At 60.8% G+C, this 20,061-nt stretch carries 21 protein-coding genes and 1 tRNA gene; 12 read left to right on the top strand and 10 right to left on the bottom strand.

The features are described from left to right. The first annotated feature begins 66 nt into the window (after window positions 1–66). From AB4Z53_RS13445 to AB4Z53_RS13430, 4 genes are read left to right on the top strand one after another with little or no spacing between them, the layout of a single operon-like run. Window positions 67–924 carry an ABC transporter permease gene (locus AB4Z53_RS13445; protein ID WP_291159234.1) on the top strand — a complete coding sequence of 286 codons (858 nt, stop codon included), beginning with the start codon at window positions 67–69 and terminating at the stop codon, window positions 922–924. After that, complete coding sequence (locus AB4Z53_RS13440) at window positions 917–1,744, top strand: quaternary amine ABC transporter ATP-binding protein (protein ID WP_441596291.1); 828 nt, start codon at window positions 917–919, stop codon at window positions 1,742–1,744. Before AB4Z53_RS13445 ends, AB4Z53_RS13440 begins: the two co-directional genes overlap by 8 nt. Then, a complete protein-coding gene (locus AB4Z53_RS13435) occupies window positions 1,737–3,218 on the top strand; it encodes an HAL/PAL/TAL family ammonia-lyase (protein WP_441596290.1) in 1,482 nt (493 codons plus the stop codon). The genes AB4Z53_RS13440 and AB4Z53_RS13435 overlap by 8 nt, the downstream gene beginning before the upstream one ends. Continuing rightward, complete coding sequence (locus AB4Z53_RS13430; RefSeq protein ID WP_441596289.1) at window positions 3,215–3,796, top strand: HutD/Ves family protein; 582 nt, start codon at window positions 3,215–3,217, stop codon at window positions 3,794–3,796. Before AB4Z53_RS13435 ends, AB4Z53_RS13430 begins: the two co-directional genes overlap by 4 nt. A gap of 20 nt (window positions 3,797–3,816) precedes the next feature. On the opposite strand, the gene AB4Z53_RS13425 is transcribed toward AB4Z53_RS13430, so the two are convergent. Further along, window positions 3,817–4,257, bottom strand: a complete 441-nt coding sequence (locus AB4Z53_RS13425) for an acetyltransferase (protein WP_441596288.1) — start codon at window positions 4,255–4,257, stop codon at window positions 3,817–3,819. A 314-nt stretch (window positions 4,258–4,571) separates the two neighbouring features. Here AB4Z53_RS13425 and AB4Z53_RS13420 point away from each other — a divergent pair, with 314 nt between their 5' ends. Both AB4Z53_RS13420 and AB4Z53_RS13415 read left to right on the top strand, forming a co-directional pair. Continuing rightward, window positions 4,572–4,730, top strand: coding sequence for a hypothetical protein (locus AB4Z53_RS13420; RefSeq protein WP_441596287.1), 159 nt, complete (start codon window positions 4,572–4,574; stop codon window positions 4,728–4,730). Window positions 4,731–4,953: 223 nt separating this feature from the next. Continuing rightward, window positions 4,954–5,319, top strand: coding sequence for a hypothetical protein (locus tag AB4Z53_RS13415; RefSeq protein WP_441596286.1), 366 nt, complete (start codon window positions 4,954–4,956; stop codon window positions 5,317–5,319). 555 nt (window positions 5,320–5,874) lie between these two features. On the opposite strand, the gene AB4Z53_RS13410 is transcribed toward AB4Z53_RS13415, so the two are convergent. From AB4Z53_RS13410 to AB4Z53_RS13395, 4 genes are all read right to left on the bottom strand, one after another. Continuing rightward, entirely contained in the window at window positions 5,875–8,061 is a 2,187-nt protein-coding gene (locus tag AB4Z53_RS13410; protein WP_441596285.1) for a KAP family P-loop NTPase fold protein, read from the bottom strand. Window positions 8,062–8,429: 368 nt separating this feature from the next. Further along, window positions 8,430–8,506 (bottom strand) — tRNA-Met (locus AB4Z53_RS13405). 135 nt (window positions 8,507–8,641) lie between these two features. Next, a complete protein-coding gene (gene mnmA / locus AB4Z53_RS13400; protein WP_162768802.1) occupies window positions 8,642–9,895 on the bottom strand; it encodes a tRNA 2-thiouridine(34) synthase MnmA in 1,254 nt (417 codons plus the stop codon). Window positions 9,896–10,084: 189 nt separating this feature from the next. Next, window positions 10,085–10,834, bottom strand: coding sequence for a helix-turn-helix transcriptional regulator (locus AB4Z53_RS13395; protein WP_113538668.1), 750 nt, complete (start codon window positions 10,832–10,834; stop codon window positions 10,085–10,087). A gap of 481 nt (window positions 10,835–11,315) precedes the next feature. Between AB4Z53_RS13395 and sciP the strand changes: the two genes are divergently transcribed. Then, window positions 11,316–11,591 (top strand): CtrA inhibitor SciP, encoded by a 276-nt coding sequence (sciP, locus tag AB4Z53_RS13390; RefSeq protein WP_003527546.1) that lies wholly within the window; start codon window positions 11,316–11,318, stop codon window positions 11,589–11,591. 203 nt (window positions 11,592–11,794) lie between these two features. After that, window positions 11,795–12,076, top strand: coding sequence for a GNAT family N-acetyltransferase (locus tag AB4Z53_RS13385; protein ID WP_113538667.1), 282 nt, complete (start codon window positions 11,795–11,797; stop codon window positions 12,074–12,076). Between the two features lie 296 nt (window positions 12,077–12,372). Here the strand turns inward: AB4Z53_RS13385 and AB4Z53_RS13380 are convergent, their stop codons facing one another. Then, window positions 12,373–12,723 carry a flagellar export protein FliJ gene (locus AB4Z53_RS13380; protein ID WP_034806460.1) on the bottom strand — a complete coding sequence of 117 codons (351 nt, stop codon included), beginning with the start codon at window positions 12,721–12,723 and terminating at the stop codon, window positions 12,373–12,375. 441 nt (window positions 12,724–13,164) lie between these two features. Here AB4Z53_RS13380 and ctrA point away from each other — a divergent pair, with 441 nt between their 5' ends. After that, complete coding sequence (ctrA, locus tag AB4Z53_RS13375; protein WP_025424706.1) at window positions 13,165–13,866, top strand: response regulator transcription factor CtrA; 702 nt, start codon at window positions 13,165–13,167, stop codon at window positions 13,864–13,866. 295 nt (window positions 13,867–14,161) lie between these two features. Here the strand turns inward: ctrA and AB4Z53_RS13370 are convergent, their stop codons facing one another. Both AB4Z53_RS13370 and chpT read right to left on the bottom strand, forming a co-directional pair. Then, window positions 14,162–14,524 (bottom strand): response regulator, encoded by a 363-nt coding sequence (locus AB4Z53_RS13370; RefSeq protein ID WP_113538666.1) that lies wholly within the window; start codon window positions 14,522–14,524, stop codon window positions 14,162–14,164. A 259-nt stretch (window positions 14,525–14,783) separates the two neighbouring features. Continuing rightward, window positions 14,784–15,428 (bottom strand): histidine phosphotransferase ChpT, encoded by a 645-nt coding sequence (gene chpT, locus AB4Z53_RS13365; protein ID WP_113538665.1) that lies wholly within the window; start codon window positions 15,426–15,428, stop codon window positions 14,784–14,786. Between the two features lie 276 nt (window positions 15,429–15,704). Between chpT and AB4Z53_RS13360 the strand changes: the two genes are divergently transcribed. Both AB4Z53_RS13360 and AB4Z53_RS13355 read left to right on the top strand, forming a co-directional pair. Next, a complete protein-coding gene (locus tag AB4Z53_RS13360; protein WP_113538726.1) occupies window positions 15,705–16,295 on the top strand; it encodes an EipA family protein in 591 nt (196 codons plus the stop codon). 158 nt (window positions 16,296–16,453) lie between these two features. Continuing rightward, window positions 16,454–17,620: a hypothetical protein gene (locus AB4Z53_RS13355; protein WP_441596281.1), complete on the top strand. Its 1,167-nt coding sequence runs from the start codon at window positions 16,454–16,456 to the stop codon at window positions 17,618–17,620. 99 nt (window positions 17,621–17,719) lie between these two features. Here the strand turns inward: AB4Z53_RS13355 and AB4Z53_RS13350 are convergent, their stop codons facing one another. Together AB4Z53_RS13350 and AB4Z53_RS13345 are read right to left on the bottom strand one after the other, a co-directional pair. Next, window positions 17,720–18,556 carry a TrmH family RNA methyltransferase gene (locus AB4Z53_RS13350; RefSeq protein WP_113538663.1) on the bottom strand — a complete coding sequence of 279 codons (837 nt, stop codon included), beginning with the start codon at window positions 18,554–18,556 and terminating at the stop codon, window positions 17,720–17,722. A 4-nt stretch (window positions 18,557–18,560) separates the two neighbouring features. After that, complete coding sequence (locus AB4Z53_RS13345) at window positions 18,561–18,944, bottom strand: hypothetical protein (RefSeq protein ID WP_113538662.1); 384 nt, start codon at window positions 18,942–18,944, stop codon at window positions 18,561–18,563. Between the two features lie 29 nt (window positions 18,945–18,973). Between AB4Z53_RS13345 and AB4Z53_RS13340 the strand changes: the two genes are divergently transcribed. Continuing rightward, window positions 18,974–20,002, top strand: coding sequence for an RluA family pseudouridine synthase (locus AB4Z53_RS13340; RefSeq protein ID WP_113538661.1), 1,029 nt, complete (start codon window positions 18,974–18,976; stop codon window positions 20,000–20,002). The last annotated feature ends 59 nt before the right edge of the window (window positions 20,003–20,061 follow it).

Below are 20,061 nucleotides of genomic sequence, written 5' to 3'. Positions count from 1 at the left end.
TACCCGAGGCAAGCGCCGTCGGTGGCTCACCATGTCCGCTGGCAGCCCGAGCAAGGAACGCGTCCGATGTTTCCGGATTCTCTCAATCTCTCCATTCGCGGGCCGGTGAACGATTTCATCCAGGCACTGGTCAGCGGCTATGGCTGGGTCTTCAAGGCGATCAGCGCCGTCATTCTGAAAGCCGTTCTGTTCATCGAATGGATCCTGCGCGGCCTGCCCTGGTGGGTCGTCATCCTCATTTTCATGGCACTCGCCTGGCAGAGCTCCAAGCGCTGGGGCCTGACGGTCGCCGTCGGCGTACTGCTGTTCTTCGTCGGCGTTCTCGGCCTCTGGGACCTGACGATGCAGACGCTGGCGCTAATGCTGATGGCAACGATCGTCTCGGTCGTCATCGGCGTGCCCATGGGCATCTTCGTCGCCAAGAGCCGGACCGCGCGCAGCATCACGCTACCGGTGCTCGACGTCATGCAGACGATGCCGAGCTTCGTCTACCTGATCCCGGCGCTGATGCTCTTCGGCCTCGGCAAGGTGCCGGCGATCCTCGCCACCATCATCTACGCCGTGCCGCCACTCATCCGCCTCACCGATCTCGGCATCCGCCAGGTCGACCATGAGGTGGTGGAAGCGGCGACCGCCTTTGGCGGCAGTCCCAACCAGATCCTCTTCGGCGTCGAGCTGCCACTCGCCACGCCGACAATCATGGCCGGCCTCAACCAGACGATCATGATGGCACTCTCGATGGTGGTCGTCGCGTCGATGATCGGCGCCCGCGGCCTCGGCGAGCAGGTGCTGAACGGCATCCAGACGCTCGATGTCGGCAAGGGGCTGGAAGCCGGCATCGGCATCGTCATTCTCGCGATCGTACTCGACCGCATCACGCAAGGCTTCGGCAAGAGCCGGACGGAGGATCCCCGCAATGGCTGATATCGAGATCCGCAACGTCTACAAGATCTTCGGGCAGGACGCGAAAGCCGCACTCGCCATGGCAAAAGAAGGGCTGAACAAGTCCGAGATTCTCGCCCGCTCCGGCTGCAGCATTGGCCTGAACAAAGTCAGTCTGACCATCGGCGCCGGCAAGATCTTCGTGATCATGGGCCTTTCCGGCTCCGGCAAGTCGACCCTGGTGCGCCACATCAACCGGCTGATCGAGCCGACCAGCGGCGAGGTCATGTTCGACGGCAGCAACATCCTGACGCTGGATGCCAAGGCGCTGCGCACCTTCCGCATGCACCGCGTCAGCATGGTGTTCCAGAGTTTCGCGCTGATGCCGCATCGCACCGTGCTGCAGAACGTCGTTTACGGCCAGCGCGTGCGCGGCCTGCCCAAGGCCGAGGCCCGCGACATCGGCATGAAATGGATCGAGACGGTCGGTCTTGCCGGCTACGACGCCAAGTTCCCGCACCAGCTCTCTGGCGGCATGAAGCAGCGCGTCGGCCTTGCCCGTGCGCTTGCCGCCGATACCGACGTGATCCTGATGGACGAGGCCTTCTCGGCCCTCGACCCCTTGATCCGCGCCGACATGCAGGACCAGTTGCTGCAATTGCAACAGAACCTTTCAAAGACGATCGTCTTCATCACCCACGATCTCGACGAGGCGCTGCGCATCGGTTCGGAAATCGCCATCCTCAAGGACGGCCAGGTGGTGCAGGTCGGCACGCCGGACGATATTCTGCAACGGCCGGCCAACGATTATGTTGCCCGCTTCGTGCAACGCCGACAGGGACGACCGGAAGCCCATGAATGAGAATGTAACCCTCGATGCACCGTTGACCTGGAGGCAAATCGCGGCGGTCGCCAACGGCGCACCGCTCGCGCTTTCCGACGCAGCAAGGCAGCGCATCGTCCATGCCCGCCAGATCGTCGATGCGCTCGTTGCGCGCGGCATCCGCGGCTACGGCATCAACACCGGCGTCGGCGCGCTTTGCGACGTCGTCATCGACCGCGAGAACCAGCAGGCGCTGTCGCGCAACATCCTCCTCAGCCACGCCTGCGGCGTCGGCGAACCGCTCGCCCGGCCCGAGGCCCGCGCGGTGATGGCCGCCCAGATCGCCAACTTCGCCCACGGCTACTCTGGCGTGCGCATCGAGACGGTCGAGACGCTTCTCTCGCTCCTCAATGCCAATCTCATCCCCGACATCCCCTCGCGCGGCTCCGTCGGCTATCTGACCCATGCGGCCGCAATCGGCCTCGTTCTGATTGGTCACGGAACGGTCGACGACGGCAAGGGCAAGATCAGCGGCGCCGAGGCGCTTGCCCGCGTCGGGCTCAAGCCGCTCACGCTCGAAGCCAAGGAGGGCCTGAGCCTCGTCAACGGCACCCCCTGCGCCACCGGTCTCGCGGCACTCGCGCTCTCACGCGCCCATCATCTGTTCGACTGGGCGGATGCGGCGGCGGCCATGACCTACGAAAACCTCGGCAGCCAGGCCAACGCCTTTGCCGCCGTCCCCCTGGCGCTCCGCCGCTCCATGGGGCTCGAAGAGGTCGGAGCCTCGCTGCGCGCCTATCTCGCCGGCAGCCCGATGCTCGGCGAGACCGCCGGTACGCGCACGCAAGATCCCTTGAGCCTTCGCGCCGTGCCGCATGTGCATGGCGCTGCGCGCGACGCACTGGCCCAGGTCGCCGAAGTCGTCGACCGCGAACTTGCGAGCCTTACCGACAACCCCGCCGTTTCAGGCACGCCCGAAGCACCGGAAGTGCACTCCCAGGCCCATGCGGTGGGTGCTGCCCTCGGCCTTGCCATGGACAGCCTGGCGGTCGCCGTTGCCGAGGTCGCTGCCATTTCCGAACGCCGCATCGACCGGTTGGTCAATCCGCTGGTCAGCGGTCTGCCGGCCTTCCTTGCCGGTGACAGCGGCGTCTCCTCCGGCTTCATGATCGCGCAATATACGGCAGCCTCGCTTGCCGCCGAAAACCGGCGTCTGGCAGCCCCCGCGAGCCTCGACGGCGGCATCACCTCGGCACTGCAGGAGGATATCCTCACCCACGCGACGCCGGCCGCCTGGAAGGCGCTGTCGATTGCCGACAATCTCGAAACCATTCTGGCGATCGAACTGCTGGCAGCCTCTCAAGCCTACGACCTCCAGCCAAGAGGCCGTGCTGTGCGCACCGGCCAGCTTTATCAGCGCATCCGCGCTGCTATCCCGACCTATGCCGACAACCGGCCACTGAACGGCGACTTCGCCAAGATGCGCACGATCATCGAAGAGAGCGCGCCATGAAGATCCTGCGCGCGAAAAACTACAAGCGCATGCCGTGGAAGAACGGTGGCGGCGAGACGGTGGAGATCGCCGTCTTCCCAAGCAAAGCGTCGCTTGCCGACTTCGACTGGCGCGTGAGCATGGCGACCGTTGCCAGCGACGGCCCCTTCTCCAGCTTCCCCGGCATCGACCGCACGCTCTCGATCCTTCAGGGCAAGGGCATGCGGCTGATGATCGACGGGCGCGAGCCTGTCGTCATGACCGGAGAAGCGCCGCCGCTCCCCTTCCCCGCCGACGTCGCGACCTCGGCGACGCTGGTGGACGGTCCGATCGTCGATCTCAACGTCATGACAAGGCGCGGCCGGCTGGCGCACACGGTTCAGCGTCTGGCGATCGACCATCTGCAGACAGTGGAAGGCTCGGCGGGGACGACGCTCGTCCTTTGCCACGGCGGCGCGGTGCGCTTGTCCGCAGTAGAAGCCACCGCCGATCTCGCAACGGGCGACACGGCAATCCTCAAAGGCGCTGCCGACATCACGATCGAGCCGGCGGCCTCTGCCGTCCTGTTCCTGATCACAATCGACAAGCCGGCCGCCTGATCGCCGCCGGCTTGTGCCGATCATCCGCGCCGCAAATGCAGGAGCGGATAGGGCCGCCCTGCATCATCGACCGGTGAACGGCCGACTGTCTCGAAGCCCATGCGCTCATAAAATCCCGCGCCCGATGCATTCTGCTCGTTGACGTCGACCGTCAGCACCGGATGCAGGCTCATCGCATGCTCGACAAGCCGCCGGCCGACACCGGCGCCACGCGCCTCCGCGTGAACAAAGAGGGAGTCGATCTGTGCATCGATCATGCCCATGAAGGCGAGCGCCTGATCGTTCTCATCAACCGCAATCCAGAACTCGGCGGCGGGCAGATACTGGTCGCGCACCAGCGCCTCGATCGCGGCAAAATCCTCCGCGCTCAGGAAGTCGTGCGTAGCGATGACGGCGCTGCGCCAGATCTCGAAGGTGCGCGGAAAATCGGAAGGAAGGGAGGGGCGAATGGAAATGGTCATGCCACAATCACTTTGAAAAACGAGCGCCGATGGGATTGCGGCACTTCCGGCTCGGGCCGAAGCAGTGCGCAAGACGCCAGATGGTAAAGATGTTCGGTCCCGAATCCGGTTCGGTAAGAAGCGCGCACCTTAGCGAGCAACGCGCCGATCGCAAGCCGTTTGGCCAGGTGCGCTTTTCATGCAACGTCGATTAAGTTTCCGGTAACCATATCTCATGTTCCCCGGGGAACAGCGCAATTGACGCCACACGATAGTCTGCATGTCACGGTTTCTACCGACACACGCCAACAAACGCAGGCTCGGAGGACAAGGACATGATCAAAACCGCTTTCGGCGTCAACGTCACAGTACTGGTCTTCTCGATCACCGTGATCGCGATCATGCACTTCGCCCTGTCCCAATATCGGGCGGCCGAAATCGCCGACATCAGCCTGCCCGACTACTCGACGATCACCTCGTCGATCCATCGTTAAGGCCCCTGCTCCGCCAGCAATGTTCAGGCGGTGGGCCGAGCTGGCCCGCTCGCACGCACACGATCTCAAACGAAAGCATCCGCAGGCGCTGCCATCGATGATTGGCGGCGCCTTTTGCATCCTTCAGCGGCTGCATGTATGGCAGAGGGATTATCATACGGAACGCCGTTTGAGCGAATCGCTGCTCAGGGCAGCACTGGCAGCACACGCAGGAAGGCGAGAAATGACGGACCCGCAAGACGAACTGAAACTCAGCGCCTTCAAGTTCCACGAACAGGCAGTCCGCACATCCGTCGGCGGCAAACCACTCGCACTCGACGCGTTGGAACTCGGCGGCGAAATTCTGGTCGTTCTCACTTGGCTCGGCAACTCCGAGCGCGGCCTGCGCAAGCCGGAATATGTCCTGCCCTTGAGCGCCGTCGCGCACCAGGAGCTGAGCAACGATCCGGACGCCAAATACAAATGGGCCATCGGCGCACCGCTGCCACAATCGCTGTTTGACGGCAGCGCGTCGCGGCAGTTCAGACGGCAGTTCGGGGTCAAAAGCGGCCCGGCGCTGACCTTGCCGCTGAAACCGACGCATCGTTGAGGGTGAAGGCTATTGCGCTTGGAGCAGGTACCAAGCGCATCGTCTCCACGCCGGCCGCACTCAAGAATACCAGTGTTGTCTGTCACGGTTATCCGGAATTATCCGGGGAGATCGGGGGAGACCAAAAACCGGGCGGGGAATGGTTGAAAATCAACGGGTTGGACGTGGGGAGGAGCGGTTCTTCGCGGGGAACGGCTTTGACAGCCTGGCCTGACAAAAACCGGCGAAAATCGCCTCGGCTGACAAAATCGGGCAATCCCGCAGGGCGGGCTTCAAAAATCGCCCGCTGCCTTTGAGAAGTCTTCGAAACCCCGGAAATCCGCTTTTGAATCCCCATTGATCACGGCGCGCCGGGGCGATTTGCCCACTGAAACCGGCCAGCCTTCCAATTTGAACATCCAAGCGAATTGCAGGTTAACAAAACTCAGAATTTTTCCTCTACTAATCAGAGGCTTACGGACAACGACAGGCTGTCATGAACCTGCAAGCTCTGACTGAATATAGAGGATGTCTTGCATGTTTATTCGCGCTACGCGAGCCCGCCCGGCAAAGTATTCAGAAGTCGTCCGTTTCGCCTGCCTGCAGACGGTCAACGCCTTGCACTATGGCCGTGAGCAGCGATCGTTCATCTTCATTGAGATCAGGTGCGTTGGCGAGATGGTGCTTCGCACAATCGTAAATGAAATCGATCTCATAGAGCGTATCGTCCGGAACGCTTCGATAAGAATAGGTTATGCCGTTTCCAGACGAACTCTGTGATACCAGTCCCTTGGCTATTTTGGCGGCGAAATGGCCGCTTTGCTGGACACCCTGTCTGAGCCAAGTTTGGGCCGCGGTACTGTCACCTAGGTATGCCCACGATCGCAGAATGTCCCAATAGAAGGGCACTCCCAGTAGTGAGCCATCATCAACTGCCGAAAGGATTTTTGGCAGCAGGATCGGCCCCAGTTGGTCAAATTCGTCCTTGGTAATGACCGGACGCGATGAGCCATCGCTAGGAAAGACGCTCAGTTCCCGTCCTCTGTCAACGTACAGTTCGGCCATCACGAACGGCGAGCTGGATTTCTCGAACGCGTCGCGGAGTTCTTTGCCCGCCTTCTCCTCTCCCCAGATTTCCAGAAGGTCCTTCACCAGAAAGCGCCATGTTCCGCTTGCCTCAAGCGCGAAGAACTCGCCCCGCCAAGGGATTTGAAAAACATCTTCACCTATTCCCAACAGAGCACGGAGAAAGGACTTCGTGGGCACGGGTCTGGAGTTGGCAGCGAACCGTAAGCGAAGATCCTGGAGGAGGAGCCCTGTCATCGATCTTCCTCGACTGCTGTGCTTGCCAAGATACGCTTTCAAAATAGGCGCAATTTTCGCTTCGTCACCGAGGTTCTCAAAGATTGAGTCTAGTGTTGTCTTGGGGATAGCATCTGCAGTTGGGTGCAGCGCGAAGTAAGAGTCGTAACCAGCTTCACTGGCGAGGCCACGCCGATTTTGAGCAGCCACGTGGCTCTCGCTCGAACCGAAGCCCGCCCCTTCAATCCATTTGCTTTGTTGCGGAAACAGGACAGCTAAGAGGTTGAGCACCATGCCCGCCTTATCGACCGGCAGCGAGATTTTCAGCGCTTCGACATTAGCCTTGCGCTCGTCGTCACTGCCCATGAAGTATCGGCCGTCACTGAATAGGAAATCTCTATTGTTCCTGATCCAGTCAAATGCCTCCGGATCAAAGAGCCGCAGTCCTTCGATCGCGACAAGATCTTGAGGGTCGAACTCTCCTTCAAGTGCTGGCCAAGCGAACTTAAGTGCGTTTGATAAGCGTAGCACGTCGCGGGGGTTATTTATCCAGCGATGCACTCCATCACGAACGATGTGGTGCCACCGCATTGATTCTTCACTATTGCCCGTCAGGAACTTGATCTCCTGGTCGAGAATGCCGAGAAGCGAATTTTTGCCCGGAACCGGCAATTCAACTTCCTGCTGTACAATCTTCTCAGCGAACTTAGGCCCTATGCGATCTCTCCGCTGGTCGAGGGCTTGCCACACGATTTCGCGGTCATAGACAAGCAGATACAGAACATTCGGCAGTCGACCGATCGTCTTTACCATCTGCATAATCGATTTGATCTCTTCGTCGTCTAGGCGATCAATATCGTCGATGGTTACCAGGAAGCGCCGACCGCTGCCGGCGAGCTGTTTTTTCAAATTTTCATATGCCTTTTGAAGTGACGGCGTCTCAAGATAACTGCTCAAGTAACTGTTGAGTGATTTCTTCGCCAAGCCTCCAGCCAGTCCCGTAACGGCGCCTCCGCTCAAATCGACCGTTAGCGCAAGCGTAGCTGCGGCGTCGACGAGTTGATCGGTGGTATCGGAAACGGTTCTTACCGCTTTCCTCCACGCGCGCTTTGCTTTGCTCTCTGGAGGACCAAGGTGTTCCGACAACAACTTGAAAAATGCGCCCATGAGATCTTGGTGACCAGCGACAATCCAAGGTCGGAAATCGATATGCTCGACCTTCGCGGTGGCGTCTTCGCATTCCTCATTGTGTTTCTTCAAATACTCGAGGATGAAATTCACGAGAGTCGTTTTGCCACTGCCCCACCGGCCATGCAGTCCAATGACATAGCCATTTGGAATGTTCATGTTGATGGCGACGTTTGCCAACCGCTTCGCGAAAGGCGCGTAGCCGAGGCGATCGTCGCGCCAGGGGTTGGTTTTGGGTTGATCATCCCCCAGAATGTAGTCGCCGGACCTCATCCGTGCGGCCCCTTCCCGCTCCAATCTACTTATCGACGATGCTTCGATTCGACTGGAACGTGCAAGCGCCGCCCCCTTGCATGCACTCAGGGCGGATCCTAGGTTAACCGTGCAATTTTAAGATGCCGAGGATAATTATGCGAATTTGATTGTTACGGGCGCTGATCAGAGCGTCCGTCCGCCGCGCCGCATCTAGGCGTGTCGACTGGTTCAAACACAAAACCGAACTTCTCGAACATCCTGGCAAAACCGGGCGCGGTTCCATGTGTCTGCAGTGTTGGCTGATCCAAGCGCGGCTTGACGATCATTAGGCCGAGCGTTTCCCATATTCACGCGCGGCTACAATCTAGAAATGTAGTTTGGAGAAATGGTAGCGGAGGAGGGATTCGAACCCCCGACACAAGGATTATGATTCCTCTGCTCTAACCTACTGAGCTACTCCGCCGGGTACCGCGTCAGCGCTTCGAAGTGGAAGCCGTCTTGACTGGACGGGCGGCTTATACGGCCCGCTTCCGGCCAGTGTCAAGCCAAGTCTCCGGGAAAATGTGAAGTTTTCACAACAGCCCGGAAATCAAGGGCTTCAGGCGGCTGCCTGCGCAGAAAGCAGCGCCTTCAGAGCGGCTTCTGCGCTTGCTTCACGCTCCGATTTGCGAATGAATCCGCCGCCATAGACGCGCGCGTCCTCGCCGACGCCGGAATAAAGCGCGCAGGCCTGGCCGGGCGCGATGCCGGCTTCGCCTTCGGCGAGCTCCACATAGATGCCCTCGTCGTCCATCGCGAGGACGGCCGGCGCCGGCTGGCGCGTGGAGCGCACCTTGGCGAAACACTCAAAGCCACGTGCGGCTGCCGCCTCGACGTCTTCATCGCCGAGCCAGTTGACGTCGCGCAGATAGACGCGGCGCGTTTCCAGCGCTTCCTTGGGGCCGACGATGACGCGGCGCGAGCGCGCGTCGAGATAGACGACATAGAGCGGCTCGCCGGTCGCGACGCCGATGCCGCGGCGCTGACCGATGGTGTAGTGGAGGATGCCCTCATGCCTGCCGAGCACGCGGCCGTCGAGATGCACGATCTCGCCGGAGAGTGCTGCATTCGGCTTCAGCTTCGAGACGATGTCGCTGTACTTGCCCTGGGGCACGAAACAGATGTCCTGGCTGTCGGCCTTCTGGGCGACGACGAGGCCCATCTCTTCGGCGAGCTTGCGTGTCTCGGCCTTGGAGAGATGACCGAGCGGAAAGCGCAGATAGTCGATCTGCTCCTGCGTCGTCGCAAAGAGGAAATAGCTCTGGTCGCGGTCGGCATCCGTCGGGCGGTAGAGCGCCCGCTGGCCGGCGTAGCGCGGGTTCGGGCTCGGGCGCGAGCGGATATAGTGGCCGGTCGCCAGCGCGTCGGCGCCGAGCTCCTTGGCGGTCGCCAGGAGATCGGCAAACTTGACGGTCTGGTTGCAGGCGACGCAAGGGATCGGCGTCTCGCCAGCAATATAGCTTTCGGCGAAGGGATTGATCACCGTTTCGCGGAAGCGCGCTTCGTAGTCGAGCACATAGTGCGGAATGCCGAGCGTTTCGCAGACGCGGCGTGCATCGTCGATGTCCTGGCCGGCGCAGCAGGAGCCGGCACGATGGACGGCGGCGCCATGATCATAGAGCTGCAGCGTGATACCGAGAACGTCGTAGCCCTCGCGTTTGAGCAGGCCAGCGACGACAGAACTGTCGACGCCGCCGGACATGGCAACAACGACACGCGTATCTTCGGGCTTGCGGTCAAAATCGAGACTGTTCACGGGATCCAATCCGGCCTTCGGGCGGCAACCTTGCGCCTGCCCTGTTTCACGCTTCATGCGATGCTTGGCCGAAAAACCCTCGGCTCACGGCATGCTCGGCTCTACGGCACCGCGCATCCTATGAGACGCGCAAAGGCAGCCGTAGCACTTTCATTCCCGCGACATATAGAAACTTGTCCGTCCGGCGGCAAGGCCGGCCGCAAACCGGCGAAGCCGCGCGTCCTTAAGACGCGCCACGTTTCGGCGTCAGATCAGCTTCAGCCGCATGGCGCGGGCGATCGCCTGCATGCGGTTGACCGCATCGAGCTTGCGGGTCGCGCTCTTGAAATAGCTGCTGACCGTATAGGTCGAAATGCCCAGGATGATGGCGATCTCGTCGCTGCTCTTGCCGGCCGCTGCCCAGCGCAGGCATTCGACCTCGCGGCTCGACAGCTTCTCCCGTGCCGAACTGCCGGTGTCGAAGGTACGTTCCAGGCATTCGAAAAGCTGGACCAGTGTCAGATAGAGCGTCGCGCATTCGACACCCACCGGGGCCTCGCGCCGGCCTGACAGCATGGCTATGAAGGGATCGCCATTGCTGGTGTGCAGGAGCACGGCGAAGTGACGTGCCATCTCCGGGTGGGCGTGCAGCCGGTGCACCATCGCCTCGTCCACGGGCTTTGCGGCGACGTCCAGAAGTTCGGGCCCGCCGGTCACCGGCAGCTTCGTAAACCGCAGCCGCTCGACCAGCGTGCTCGACTGGAAGGTTTCGCAGGCATCGTATTGGCGCACCAGTTCCGACGGCCAGTTGCTGAGCACCAGCCGCTCGGAAAAGCGCTGCTGTTCGGCCAGCGGCATGCGCGCGATCATGAAATGACCAAAGCCATAGCGGGCGATCAGCCGCCGCATGAGATGCAGAAGTTCGTATTCGGTGCGGACGGCAGCCGTATCGACGTCCGAGAAAATGTCCGCCGTTTCAGCCTCGCGCAGCAAGGCCGGTTCGTTCGATTCCTTCATCTGCGATCACCACATCCCCAGGCGCCACCGCGCCCGGTCGAGAGAATACAAAAACGCCTCAGATCACCTGAAGCATGAACTTCACCCCGGCAAACGAAATACAGCCGCCGCTACCGGCCTGTCCGCGCAAGAAACGCGTCCGGTTGTGAAAACTATGACGATGCACCAAGAATGATTGCGGGAGCGCACATACGACGCTCATCCTTATTTCAGCGCCTCGTTATCAAAAATTTTAGTTAAAGTGAAATGTGGTAATTGCATGGCTCCCATGACAATTCCGGGATAATCCAGGCTCTTCTCAAAGCAATTCACAAGGATAGGGCGCACAGCCCCATGAATTGACCCGGGGCGGATCATCGATATGGCGCCTCGCCGAAGTGTCTCAAATTATGAGCAAATTGTTACTTGCTGCTTAGGCAAATGTTAAATGTGGCAGGCTAAGGTCACGGTCATATGGTCTTGAGTTTGTGTAGAGAGTCCCATGACCGAAATGATGCGACCACGCGTAAAATATGTCATCGGCCCCGATGGCAGCCCTCTGACGATTGCGGATCTGCCGCCGGCCAATACCCGGCGCTGGGTGATCCGTCGCAAGGCAGAGGTTGTTGCCGCCGTGCGCGGTGGCCTGTTGAGCCTTGAGGAGGCGTGCGAACGCTATACCCTCACGGTCGAAGAATTCCTGTCCTGGCAGTCCTCGATCAACGATCATGGTCTTGCCGGCCTGCGCACCACTCGCATCCAGCAGTACCGCCACTAGTTCGCCCATTACAGGGCCATAGGTCGAGCGGCGGCTTCGGGTTCCCCGGAGCCGCCGCCGTCGTTTTGCGCTCTGCGGCTGGTCGGATTGGTGTTTTTTCGGGAACAGTCTGTGTTTCCGGGATACCGGGTTGGTGGATTCCGATTTACAGAAATCTGCGCTAGCTTCCAGACAAAGAAACTGGTTCGCCAAGGAAGGCTGTCATGGAAATCGTACTCGAGGAAACTGGATCGCACGGCCGCTATTCGACCGTGGTCGAAGGCCACACCGGGGAAATGACCTATTCGCGGACGTCTCCCCAATTGATCATTGTCGATCACACCCTCGTTCCGGAAGCCCTGCGCGGCAAGGGTGTCGGCCAGGCGCTTGCCAGACATGCGATCGAAGAAGCCCGCAAAGGCGGCTGGAAGATCATCCCGCTCTGCCCGTTCATGAAGGCGCAGGCGGTGCGGCACCCCGAATGGCAGGACGTCATCCAGGGATGAGACGCGACTGAGATCCGGCCTGTCCCGATCTTCACAAATTCAAACCGATCTCAAAATGAGAAGACCCGCCCGAACGCCATGGCGTCGGGCGGGTCTCATTGTCTTGTCACGATCGTGCCGGATCGGGTCATGCCAAACGCATGACCCGACAAGGCTGGAAATATCTGCCCCGAAACGGGCGACCTGCCTGACCAGCGCACAAATCCCCCAGACCGGAACCGACCTGGGGTCAAACCGTCCGTTGGATCAAGGCGTTGCGGCTCCGCTGCGCCCGATCGAGGCGCAAGAGCCGCAGCTTATGCCCGCAGGCGGGTCGATGTGTCCCGCTCTTCGAGGGCCGCCGCCTTCGCGTATTCAGCCTGCACTTCTTCGAGCGCGAGTTCGGCAGCATCCTGCTGCGTCTTCAGTTCGCGAATGGAAACCTGAAGATTGTCGGCTCTCTGACGTGCGGCCTTGGCGAAGGTGGGATAGGCGAAGTGCTGGGGATCGGAGATACCCGACTTCTTTTCCTCGAAAATAATCTGATTTTCCAGATCCTTGGTCATCCGTTCGAACTCAGCCATCATCATCTGAAGCTGGTTCAGCTGACGCTGCTTCTCGCGGACCTGAAACTCCTTCAGGCGGACAAGGCTCTCACGTGCTTTCATACGCAATACTCCCGTGGATAACGAGACCCCGGTTACTGATTTGCCCCCAAGCCGGCCCGAACAGGACCGGAAACGAAAAATCTTCAGCGATATTAACAAAAGCCTACCGCTGGTAACCTTTCGTTTACGGGCATCGTTAATCATAGGCGTGATGATTTAAGGCTCCGTAAATGCTGAGGCACGAAATGTGACCGCCCTGGCATTAACGAGTCGGAAGAGTCAGATAGCGGCATTTCCTCATGTTTCACATGAGATTAGCCGTTCGGGATTCACGTTTGAAATCAGGAGACTGCTAAAAATATTTAACAATCTCGATACACCTTGCCAGAGGGAATCAGAATTTGTTAACCATTTGGTGGCAGCCTCCAAATCAGGCAACGACTGGATCCGTATCGCGTAAGGGTGCCACGACGACCTTGGGCGGCGGAAAAGGGGAAGAATATGCGGGTTCTATTAATTGAAGACGACAGTGCAACGGCTCAGAGCATTGAGCTGATGCTCAAGTCCGAGAGTTTTAACGTCTACACCACCGATCTCGGTGAAGAAGGCGTCGATCTCGGCAAACTTTATGACTATGACATCATCCTTCTCGACCTCAACCTGCCGGATATGTCCGGCTATGAAGTCTTGAGAACGCTGCGTCTTTCCAAGGTGAAGACCCCGATCCTGATTCTTTCCGGCATGGCCGGCATCGAAGACAAGGTCCGCGGCCTGGGCTTTGGCGCCGACGACTACATGACCAAGCCCTTCCATAAGGATGAGCTGGTTGCCCGTATTCACGCCATCGTCCGTCGTTCCAAGGGTCACGCCCAGTCGGTCATCTCCACCGGCGAGCTGATCGTCAACCTGGATGCCAAGACGGTCGAAGTCGGCGGACAACGCGTCCACCTGACCGGCAAAGAATACCAGATGCTCGAGCTGCTTTCGCTGCGCAAGGGCACGACGCTGACCAAGGAAATGTTCCTGAACCACCTCTATGGCGGCATGGACGAGCCGGAATTGAAGATCATCGACGTCTTCATCTGCAAGCTCCGCAAGAAGCTTGCAAACGCTGCCGGCGGCGCCAACTACATCGAGACCGTCTGGGGCCGCGGCTACGTGCTGCGCGAGCCGGATGGTGCCGAGTACGCCGAAACTGCCTGATTTCCCGCCAGGGCTTGCACCGACCCCCGCATGATGCGGGCCCGACAATTGAGATTTTCACAGGACCCGCCGATTGAGGCGGGTTTTGTTTTTGGACGATCCGGTCGCGCGGCGCAGCTTCGCAGCAGCGCTCATCGAGCCTGCAAGGCTTCGGCCGCCAGCAAATCTCCCCTCCTCTCTCCTGTCGCACCCAACGTCGCTCGACGCCTGGCCTGGGTTGGCGGTACCAGACAACAAAAAAGCCGCGGCACAGGCCACGGCTTCGTATCATTTCGAAAGATCTGGTTAAGGCGGCTCAGGCCGCCATCGACTGGCTGGCGAAAACGCTGGTCAGGATCTTGCGGTCGAAAGGCTTAAGCAGGAAGTCATCGGCGCCGGCGCGCTTTCCGGCCATCATCTTCTTGAGATCCGCCTCGACGACACAGTAATAGATCCGAACCGCCGGACCGTTCGGAAGCCGCCGGATGTTGCCGATGAGTTCGAGCGCGCCATCCAACCCGGCGTCAATGATCAGGATATTCGGGAGCTCTGCTTCGCAGCGGACAAGCGCCTCGAGGCTGTTCGATGCCTCGTAAACCATGAAGCCCATGCCGGACAGGATACGTTTCCCAACTTTCCTGACCACATCCGAGCCGTCGGCAATCATCAAGCGCCGCATGTCCAACTCCCTTCGCAACTTACCTATACGCGTACTCGCAGGCTGGAAACAACTCTATACAAATTTGGGAAAGAATTCGTTACGGAGCTTGCTTAACGGCCCCTTTCTTCTCCAACCCAACCATCTGAAAACATTAATTTTTCCAGAACTGGACGCAAGCAACGAGAAGCGCGGCGCACGCAGGCGGCCCCACGCGAGGGCGCAGGGCCGCACATTTTCAGGGTCTGGAACGAAGTGCTTTCAGCCGGAAAATGAAACCTCAGGCTGCAACGCGGGTGGTGAAGATGATCTCTTCACCGGTCGATGCAACCTCGATCGTCATGCCGGCTTCCTCGCCGAGCAGCACGGTGTAATACGGTTGGATCGAATGCGCATCGACCGCTTCTTCCGGCGTGCCGGACAGGAGTTCCGTCAGTCTCGGCGGCACGCGCATCATGCGACCCTTCGCGACCAGGGTGAAGACAGCGTCGAGTTCCGGGTTCTCGAGCGTCACGTCGATCGAACCGCCGCGCGGGATCGCGCCGTAGGCGATGAGGAAGAGGTTCAGCAGCAGCTTGACCCGGTTCTTGGCGATGATCGCGCGCGGGCCGTGCCAGTTGACCTCGGTCTTCTTCTCGGCAGCCGCAAAATCCTTGGCGGCTTTTTCCGCTTCGCCGGTGTCAATCGACGCGCCAACCGAGCCGGAGGCACCGAAAGCGAGACGGGCGAACTTCAGGCGAACCGATGCGTTGAGCGCACTTGTCCGGATCAGGTCCATCGCATCCGCGTCGGCGCCGCCTTCATCAAGCAGTTCCAGGCCGTTGTTGATGGCACCAACCGGCGAGATGATGTCGTGGCAAACCCGGCTGCACAGAAGCGCGGCCAGATCGGGTCCCGTCAATGTCAGGTTCGGATTCGTTGCCATCGTGTATCCTTATTGGTTCCGCCGGCCCACCGCTTGGGGGCACGCGCCATCGTGACGCCGGTAAAGCCTCACGCGAAAAGACGCAAGTCATGGGCTGTCCGGCGCAGCCGTTCATCAGTGGATCATAATGACACCACATTTGGTAAACCGATTGTTAAGACCATCGGTTCAAATTGCATGGAATTGGTCCAGACCCTTCACTGGCCGCACAGTGATCTGACTGGCGGCCGCTGCAAACCCGCAAGCGAGCAATTTTCGCGCCTGACGGAGGAAACGATGCATCAGATCATGAAGGCAGCCACGCAGGCTTGCCGTGTTGTCCTGGCCACGGTGTTCCTGGTCGCTGCTGCCCAAACGACGGCGCATGCCCAGTCCGCGAACAACAGCCAATATACGATGCAGGAAATCGTCGACGCCGGCCACGGCTTCTTCGGCGAAACCTCGGGCGGTCTGGCGAAGGTCGTCGAACGCGCCTTCGAGCGTTACGGCCTGCCCAACGGCTACATTCTCGGGCAGGAAGGCTCAGGCGCATTCATCGCCGGCCTCACCTACGGCGAAGGCGAGCTCAACACCAAGAACGCCGGCCAGCACAGCGTCTTCTGGCAGGGTCCGTCGCTCGGTATCGACTGGGGCGGCCAAGGCAGCCGCGCCATGATGCTGGTCTACAATCTGCCGAGCGTACCGGCCCTCTACAAGCGCTTCGGCGGTGTCTCCGGTTCGGCCTACGTCGTCGCCGGCGTCGGCATGACGGTTCTGACCGACGAGCAGATCGTCGTCGTTCCGATCCGCACCGGTATCGGCGCACGGCTCGGCGTCAACGTCGGTTACCTCAAGATGACCCAGACGCCCACCTGGAACCCCTTCTGAGGCACTGGTCGCGCTGGCGTGGGCAAAATCCCGCGCCAGACACTTGCAGCGCACGAAACGTCATGTTTAGTGCAAGGAAGCGGAAATGCGCAGCGCCTGCCGGACCGCGACTTCCGGCAGGCGCTGCGGTTCCGACACAGTTTTGAAACGGCCAGCTCGTGATCCAATTCGCGCTTCTCTTTGCCCTGGGCTTTCTGACGGCGATCATCCTCGGTCTGCTGGTCGCCCCGGCGATCCACCGCCGTGTCGTGCGGTTCGCCGAGGACCGCTTGAAGGCGACCATGCCGCTTAGCCCGCAGGAGGTGCGTGCGCAAAAGGACGCTGCCCGCGCGGCCTACGCCGCCGAAAATGCGCGCACCCAACAGGCCCTCAAGCGCGAGCGCGACAAGGGCGTGGCGCTCATGTTGACCAACGAGAAGAGCTTGCAGGAGGCGCGGCGCCTGACCGGGGAGAACTCCGACCTGAATGCCCAGCTTGCCGATATGAACGTCGAAGCGGCAGACATGCGCTCCGCCATTCGGCAATTCGAACAGCGCCTGGAACGGATGAAGACAACGCTCGACGGCGTCGAGCGCGACAATGCCGCTAAAGCCGACGAGATACAGAAGCTCGGCGTGCACCTTGCCCATCATGGCGCAGAAATCGACAATCTCAAGATCACCCTGGCGGCACGCGAGACCGAGGTCGAGCATCTGAAGAGCCGGATCGCCACCTTGCGCGACGAGCGAGAAGCCCTGCGTGGCGATCTCAAGGCCGAGACGACCCATTCCAAGGAAATGGAGCTTCGTCTTTCACATGACGAAACGCGGCTGCACCGATTGGAAGACAAGCTCGCGCGCGAGATGGCCACGAGCGCCGACCGCGAGAGTGCGCTGGAGCGACGCGCCGGCGAAATCGAACGACTGAAAACCAAAGTGAAGGATACCAACCAGGAAATGCGCGACGCAGCCAAGGCCCTGCGCGCCGCCGGCATCGCCTTCCCGCTGAGGAAGGAACGCCGTCCGGCCACCGAGCAATCGGGCAACCGTTCCGCGGCCGCCGTTGCGCCGGCAACCGACATTCCAGGTTCTGCCACCGCCGACGATCTGCGCAACCGCGCTACCGCTCTTTCGGAGCGCTTGACCAATTCGAAATCCGCCGCGCACGACGACGCCCTGCGCGACGAGGTCGCGTCAATCGCCGCCGGCATGGTTGCGCTGACGGCCACGAACGAAGGTCCCTCCTCCCCCATTCTCAACCTGCTGGCCGGGGACGGGAATGAGGAAGCCACGACCAAGCGCGAGAGTTTGGCGAAGCGGGCAAAGGACATCCTGCCGCGCGAATAGGCTCCTAGACGGCCTGACGGAGAGCGCTCTTGACGAGCCTGCCACCACTGGCGGGCAGGCGAGCCTCTTCCTATCAATCGCAAGCTTGAGAACGCGACGTCAGATCCGGCCGTTGATCAGCGCCACCTGGTGCAGGGCGATACCGGCTGCTGTCGAGACATTGAGACTGTCGAGGCCCGGGCGCTGGCGGATGCGCGCCGTACGGATCGAGGTCAGCACCGATTGCGGCAGCCCCTCGCCTTCGGTTCCCATCAGAAGCGCAGTGCGCGCCGCCGGCGGGATCGCGCCAAGATCGGTCTCGCCGGCGGGCGAGAGCCCCCAGATCGCAAAGCCCGCCCCCTGCAGCCGTTCCAACATGGCAGCCACGGAGCCTTCGCGCACAAAGGGAACGGTCAGCACCGAGCCGACGGAGACCCGGATCGCCTTGCGGTACATCGGATCGCAACTCGTCTCATCCATCAGCACGGCATCGACCCCAAAGGCCGCGGCGTTGCGGAAGAGCGCGCCCATGTTGTCGTGGTTGGAAATGCCGCAAGCCGCCAAAACGAGGCTCGACGTCGGCAAGGACGCGATCAATGCATCAAGGCCTTGCTCACCTTCGCGGCGGCCGAGCGCCAGCACGCCTCGGTGCATGTTGAACCCGGCGATCGCATCGAACACCCCCGCCTCCGCCACATAGACGGGCACCGTCGGCGGGAAGCGCTCAAGAATATCCTGAACGCCGGCAAGACGATTTTCGAGCAGCAGGATCGCCTCGGCGGCAAAACCGCTCCCGGCTTCGTGCGCCGCCGCCAGCATGCGCAACACCACCGTTCCTTCGGCGATGAAGCGGCCATGCCGCCCGGTCAGATCGCGCTCCTTGATCGAGACGAAGCCAGCAATCCGGGGATCGGCAGGGTCATCGATGCGCTGAACGGGCGGGAGGGCGCTCGACATGCCGTCAGTTGGTCCTAACGGTGATATCGGCGACGATGCGACCGGTGCCGATATCGAACACGATCGCACGCGGCTCCGAGCCCGGAAGGTTGCCGTAGAACAGCACCTGGGAGCCCGAGAGCGCCACGTTCGTCACTGTGAAGCCGGCGGGAAGTGCCGCGACCGCATTGACCGGTGCTTCGCTCGGAACGACGGCAGTGGCAGCCTGGACAGGTGCCTTAGCGTCCGTGCGCGTCAGCTTGTAGACAATCGTCCCAAGGACCGCCATAAGCATGACCAACATGACGCCGGCCGAGACGAGCTGAAGCTTCACCATCTTGCGGCGGACATTTTCCATGGCCGGATCTAGCGGCTTGTCTTCCTGGTCATCGGGCTCGATTGCGGTCATGGTTGGCCTTTTTTCGGATTTGGAACGGAATGAACGACCCCTTTAAACAAGCGACGGCCAATAGGAAAGTCCTGACGGCAGGCGAGGATGCCGCAGGACGCCTCGATTCGTTCCTGACCGACGCACTTTCGGGTGAATTCTCCCGCAACCGGATCAAGAGCCTGATCGAACAGGGCGCCGTGTCGATCAACGGCAAGCCGGTAACCGAACCGAAAAAGAAGGTGCATCCCGGCGACGTCTTCGAGATCGACCTGCCCGAGCCGGAAGATCCGGAGCCGAAGGGCGAAGACATCCCGCTCGACGTGCTCTACGAGGACGACCACCTGATCGTGCTTTGCAAGCCCGCCGGCCTCGTCGTACATCCAGGCGCCGGCAACTGGACCGGCACACTGGTCAACGCACTCATCCATCACTGCGGCAGCAGCCTGTCGGGCATCGGCGGCGTCAAGCGCCCAGGCATTGTCCATCGCCTCGACAAGGAGACGAGCGGCGTCATGGTGGTCGCCAAGAATGATGCCGCCCATCGCCATCTCTCCGAACAGTTTGCAGACCACGGTCGCACCGGCCCGCTCGAACGCGCCTACCGGGCCGTCGTCTGGGGACGACCGCGGCAGCTGAAGGGAACGATCGACGCGCCGCTCGGGCGAGCCGGCGACCGAACGAAACGCGCGGTCAAGCGCGAGGACAGCGACGACGCCCGCGAAGCCATTACCCACTATGAGGTCGTCGAGCGTTATCTCGAAAAGCCCGACGGCACCTGCCTGGCGTCAACGGTGGAATGCCACCTGGAAACGGGGCGCACGCACCAGATCCGCGTCCACATGGCGCATATCGGCCATCCGCTGATCGGCGATCCGGAATATGGCGCCGCCTTCCGCACCAAGGCGAATTTGTTGCCGGATGCAGCCAAGGCCGTCGTCAATCAATTCCACCGCCAGGCCCTGCACGCCTTCATGCTGCAGTTCGAGCATCCGGCGACCGGCGATACCATGCATTTCGAAGCGCCGATGCCGGTCGACATGGAGCAACTGATCGAGGCCCTGCGCACCGAGGCGTGAGCCGGGCCCTTGAATTCCGGCAGTGGGATTCCAATCTAAGGTTCAGTCTCTGTTCGTGA

Source organism: Ensifer sp. 2TAB8 (assembly GCF_052115125.1).
Lineage (GTDB): Bacteria > Pseudomonadota > Alphaproteobacteria > Rhizobiales > Rhizobiaceae > Ensifer.
The sequence above is the reverse complement of the archived record's forward strand: the minus strand, read 5'-3'. Positions and strand labels throughout refer to the sequence as shown.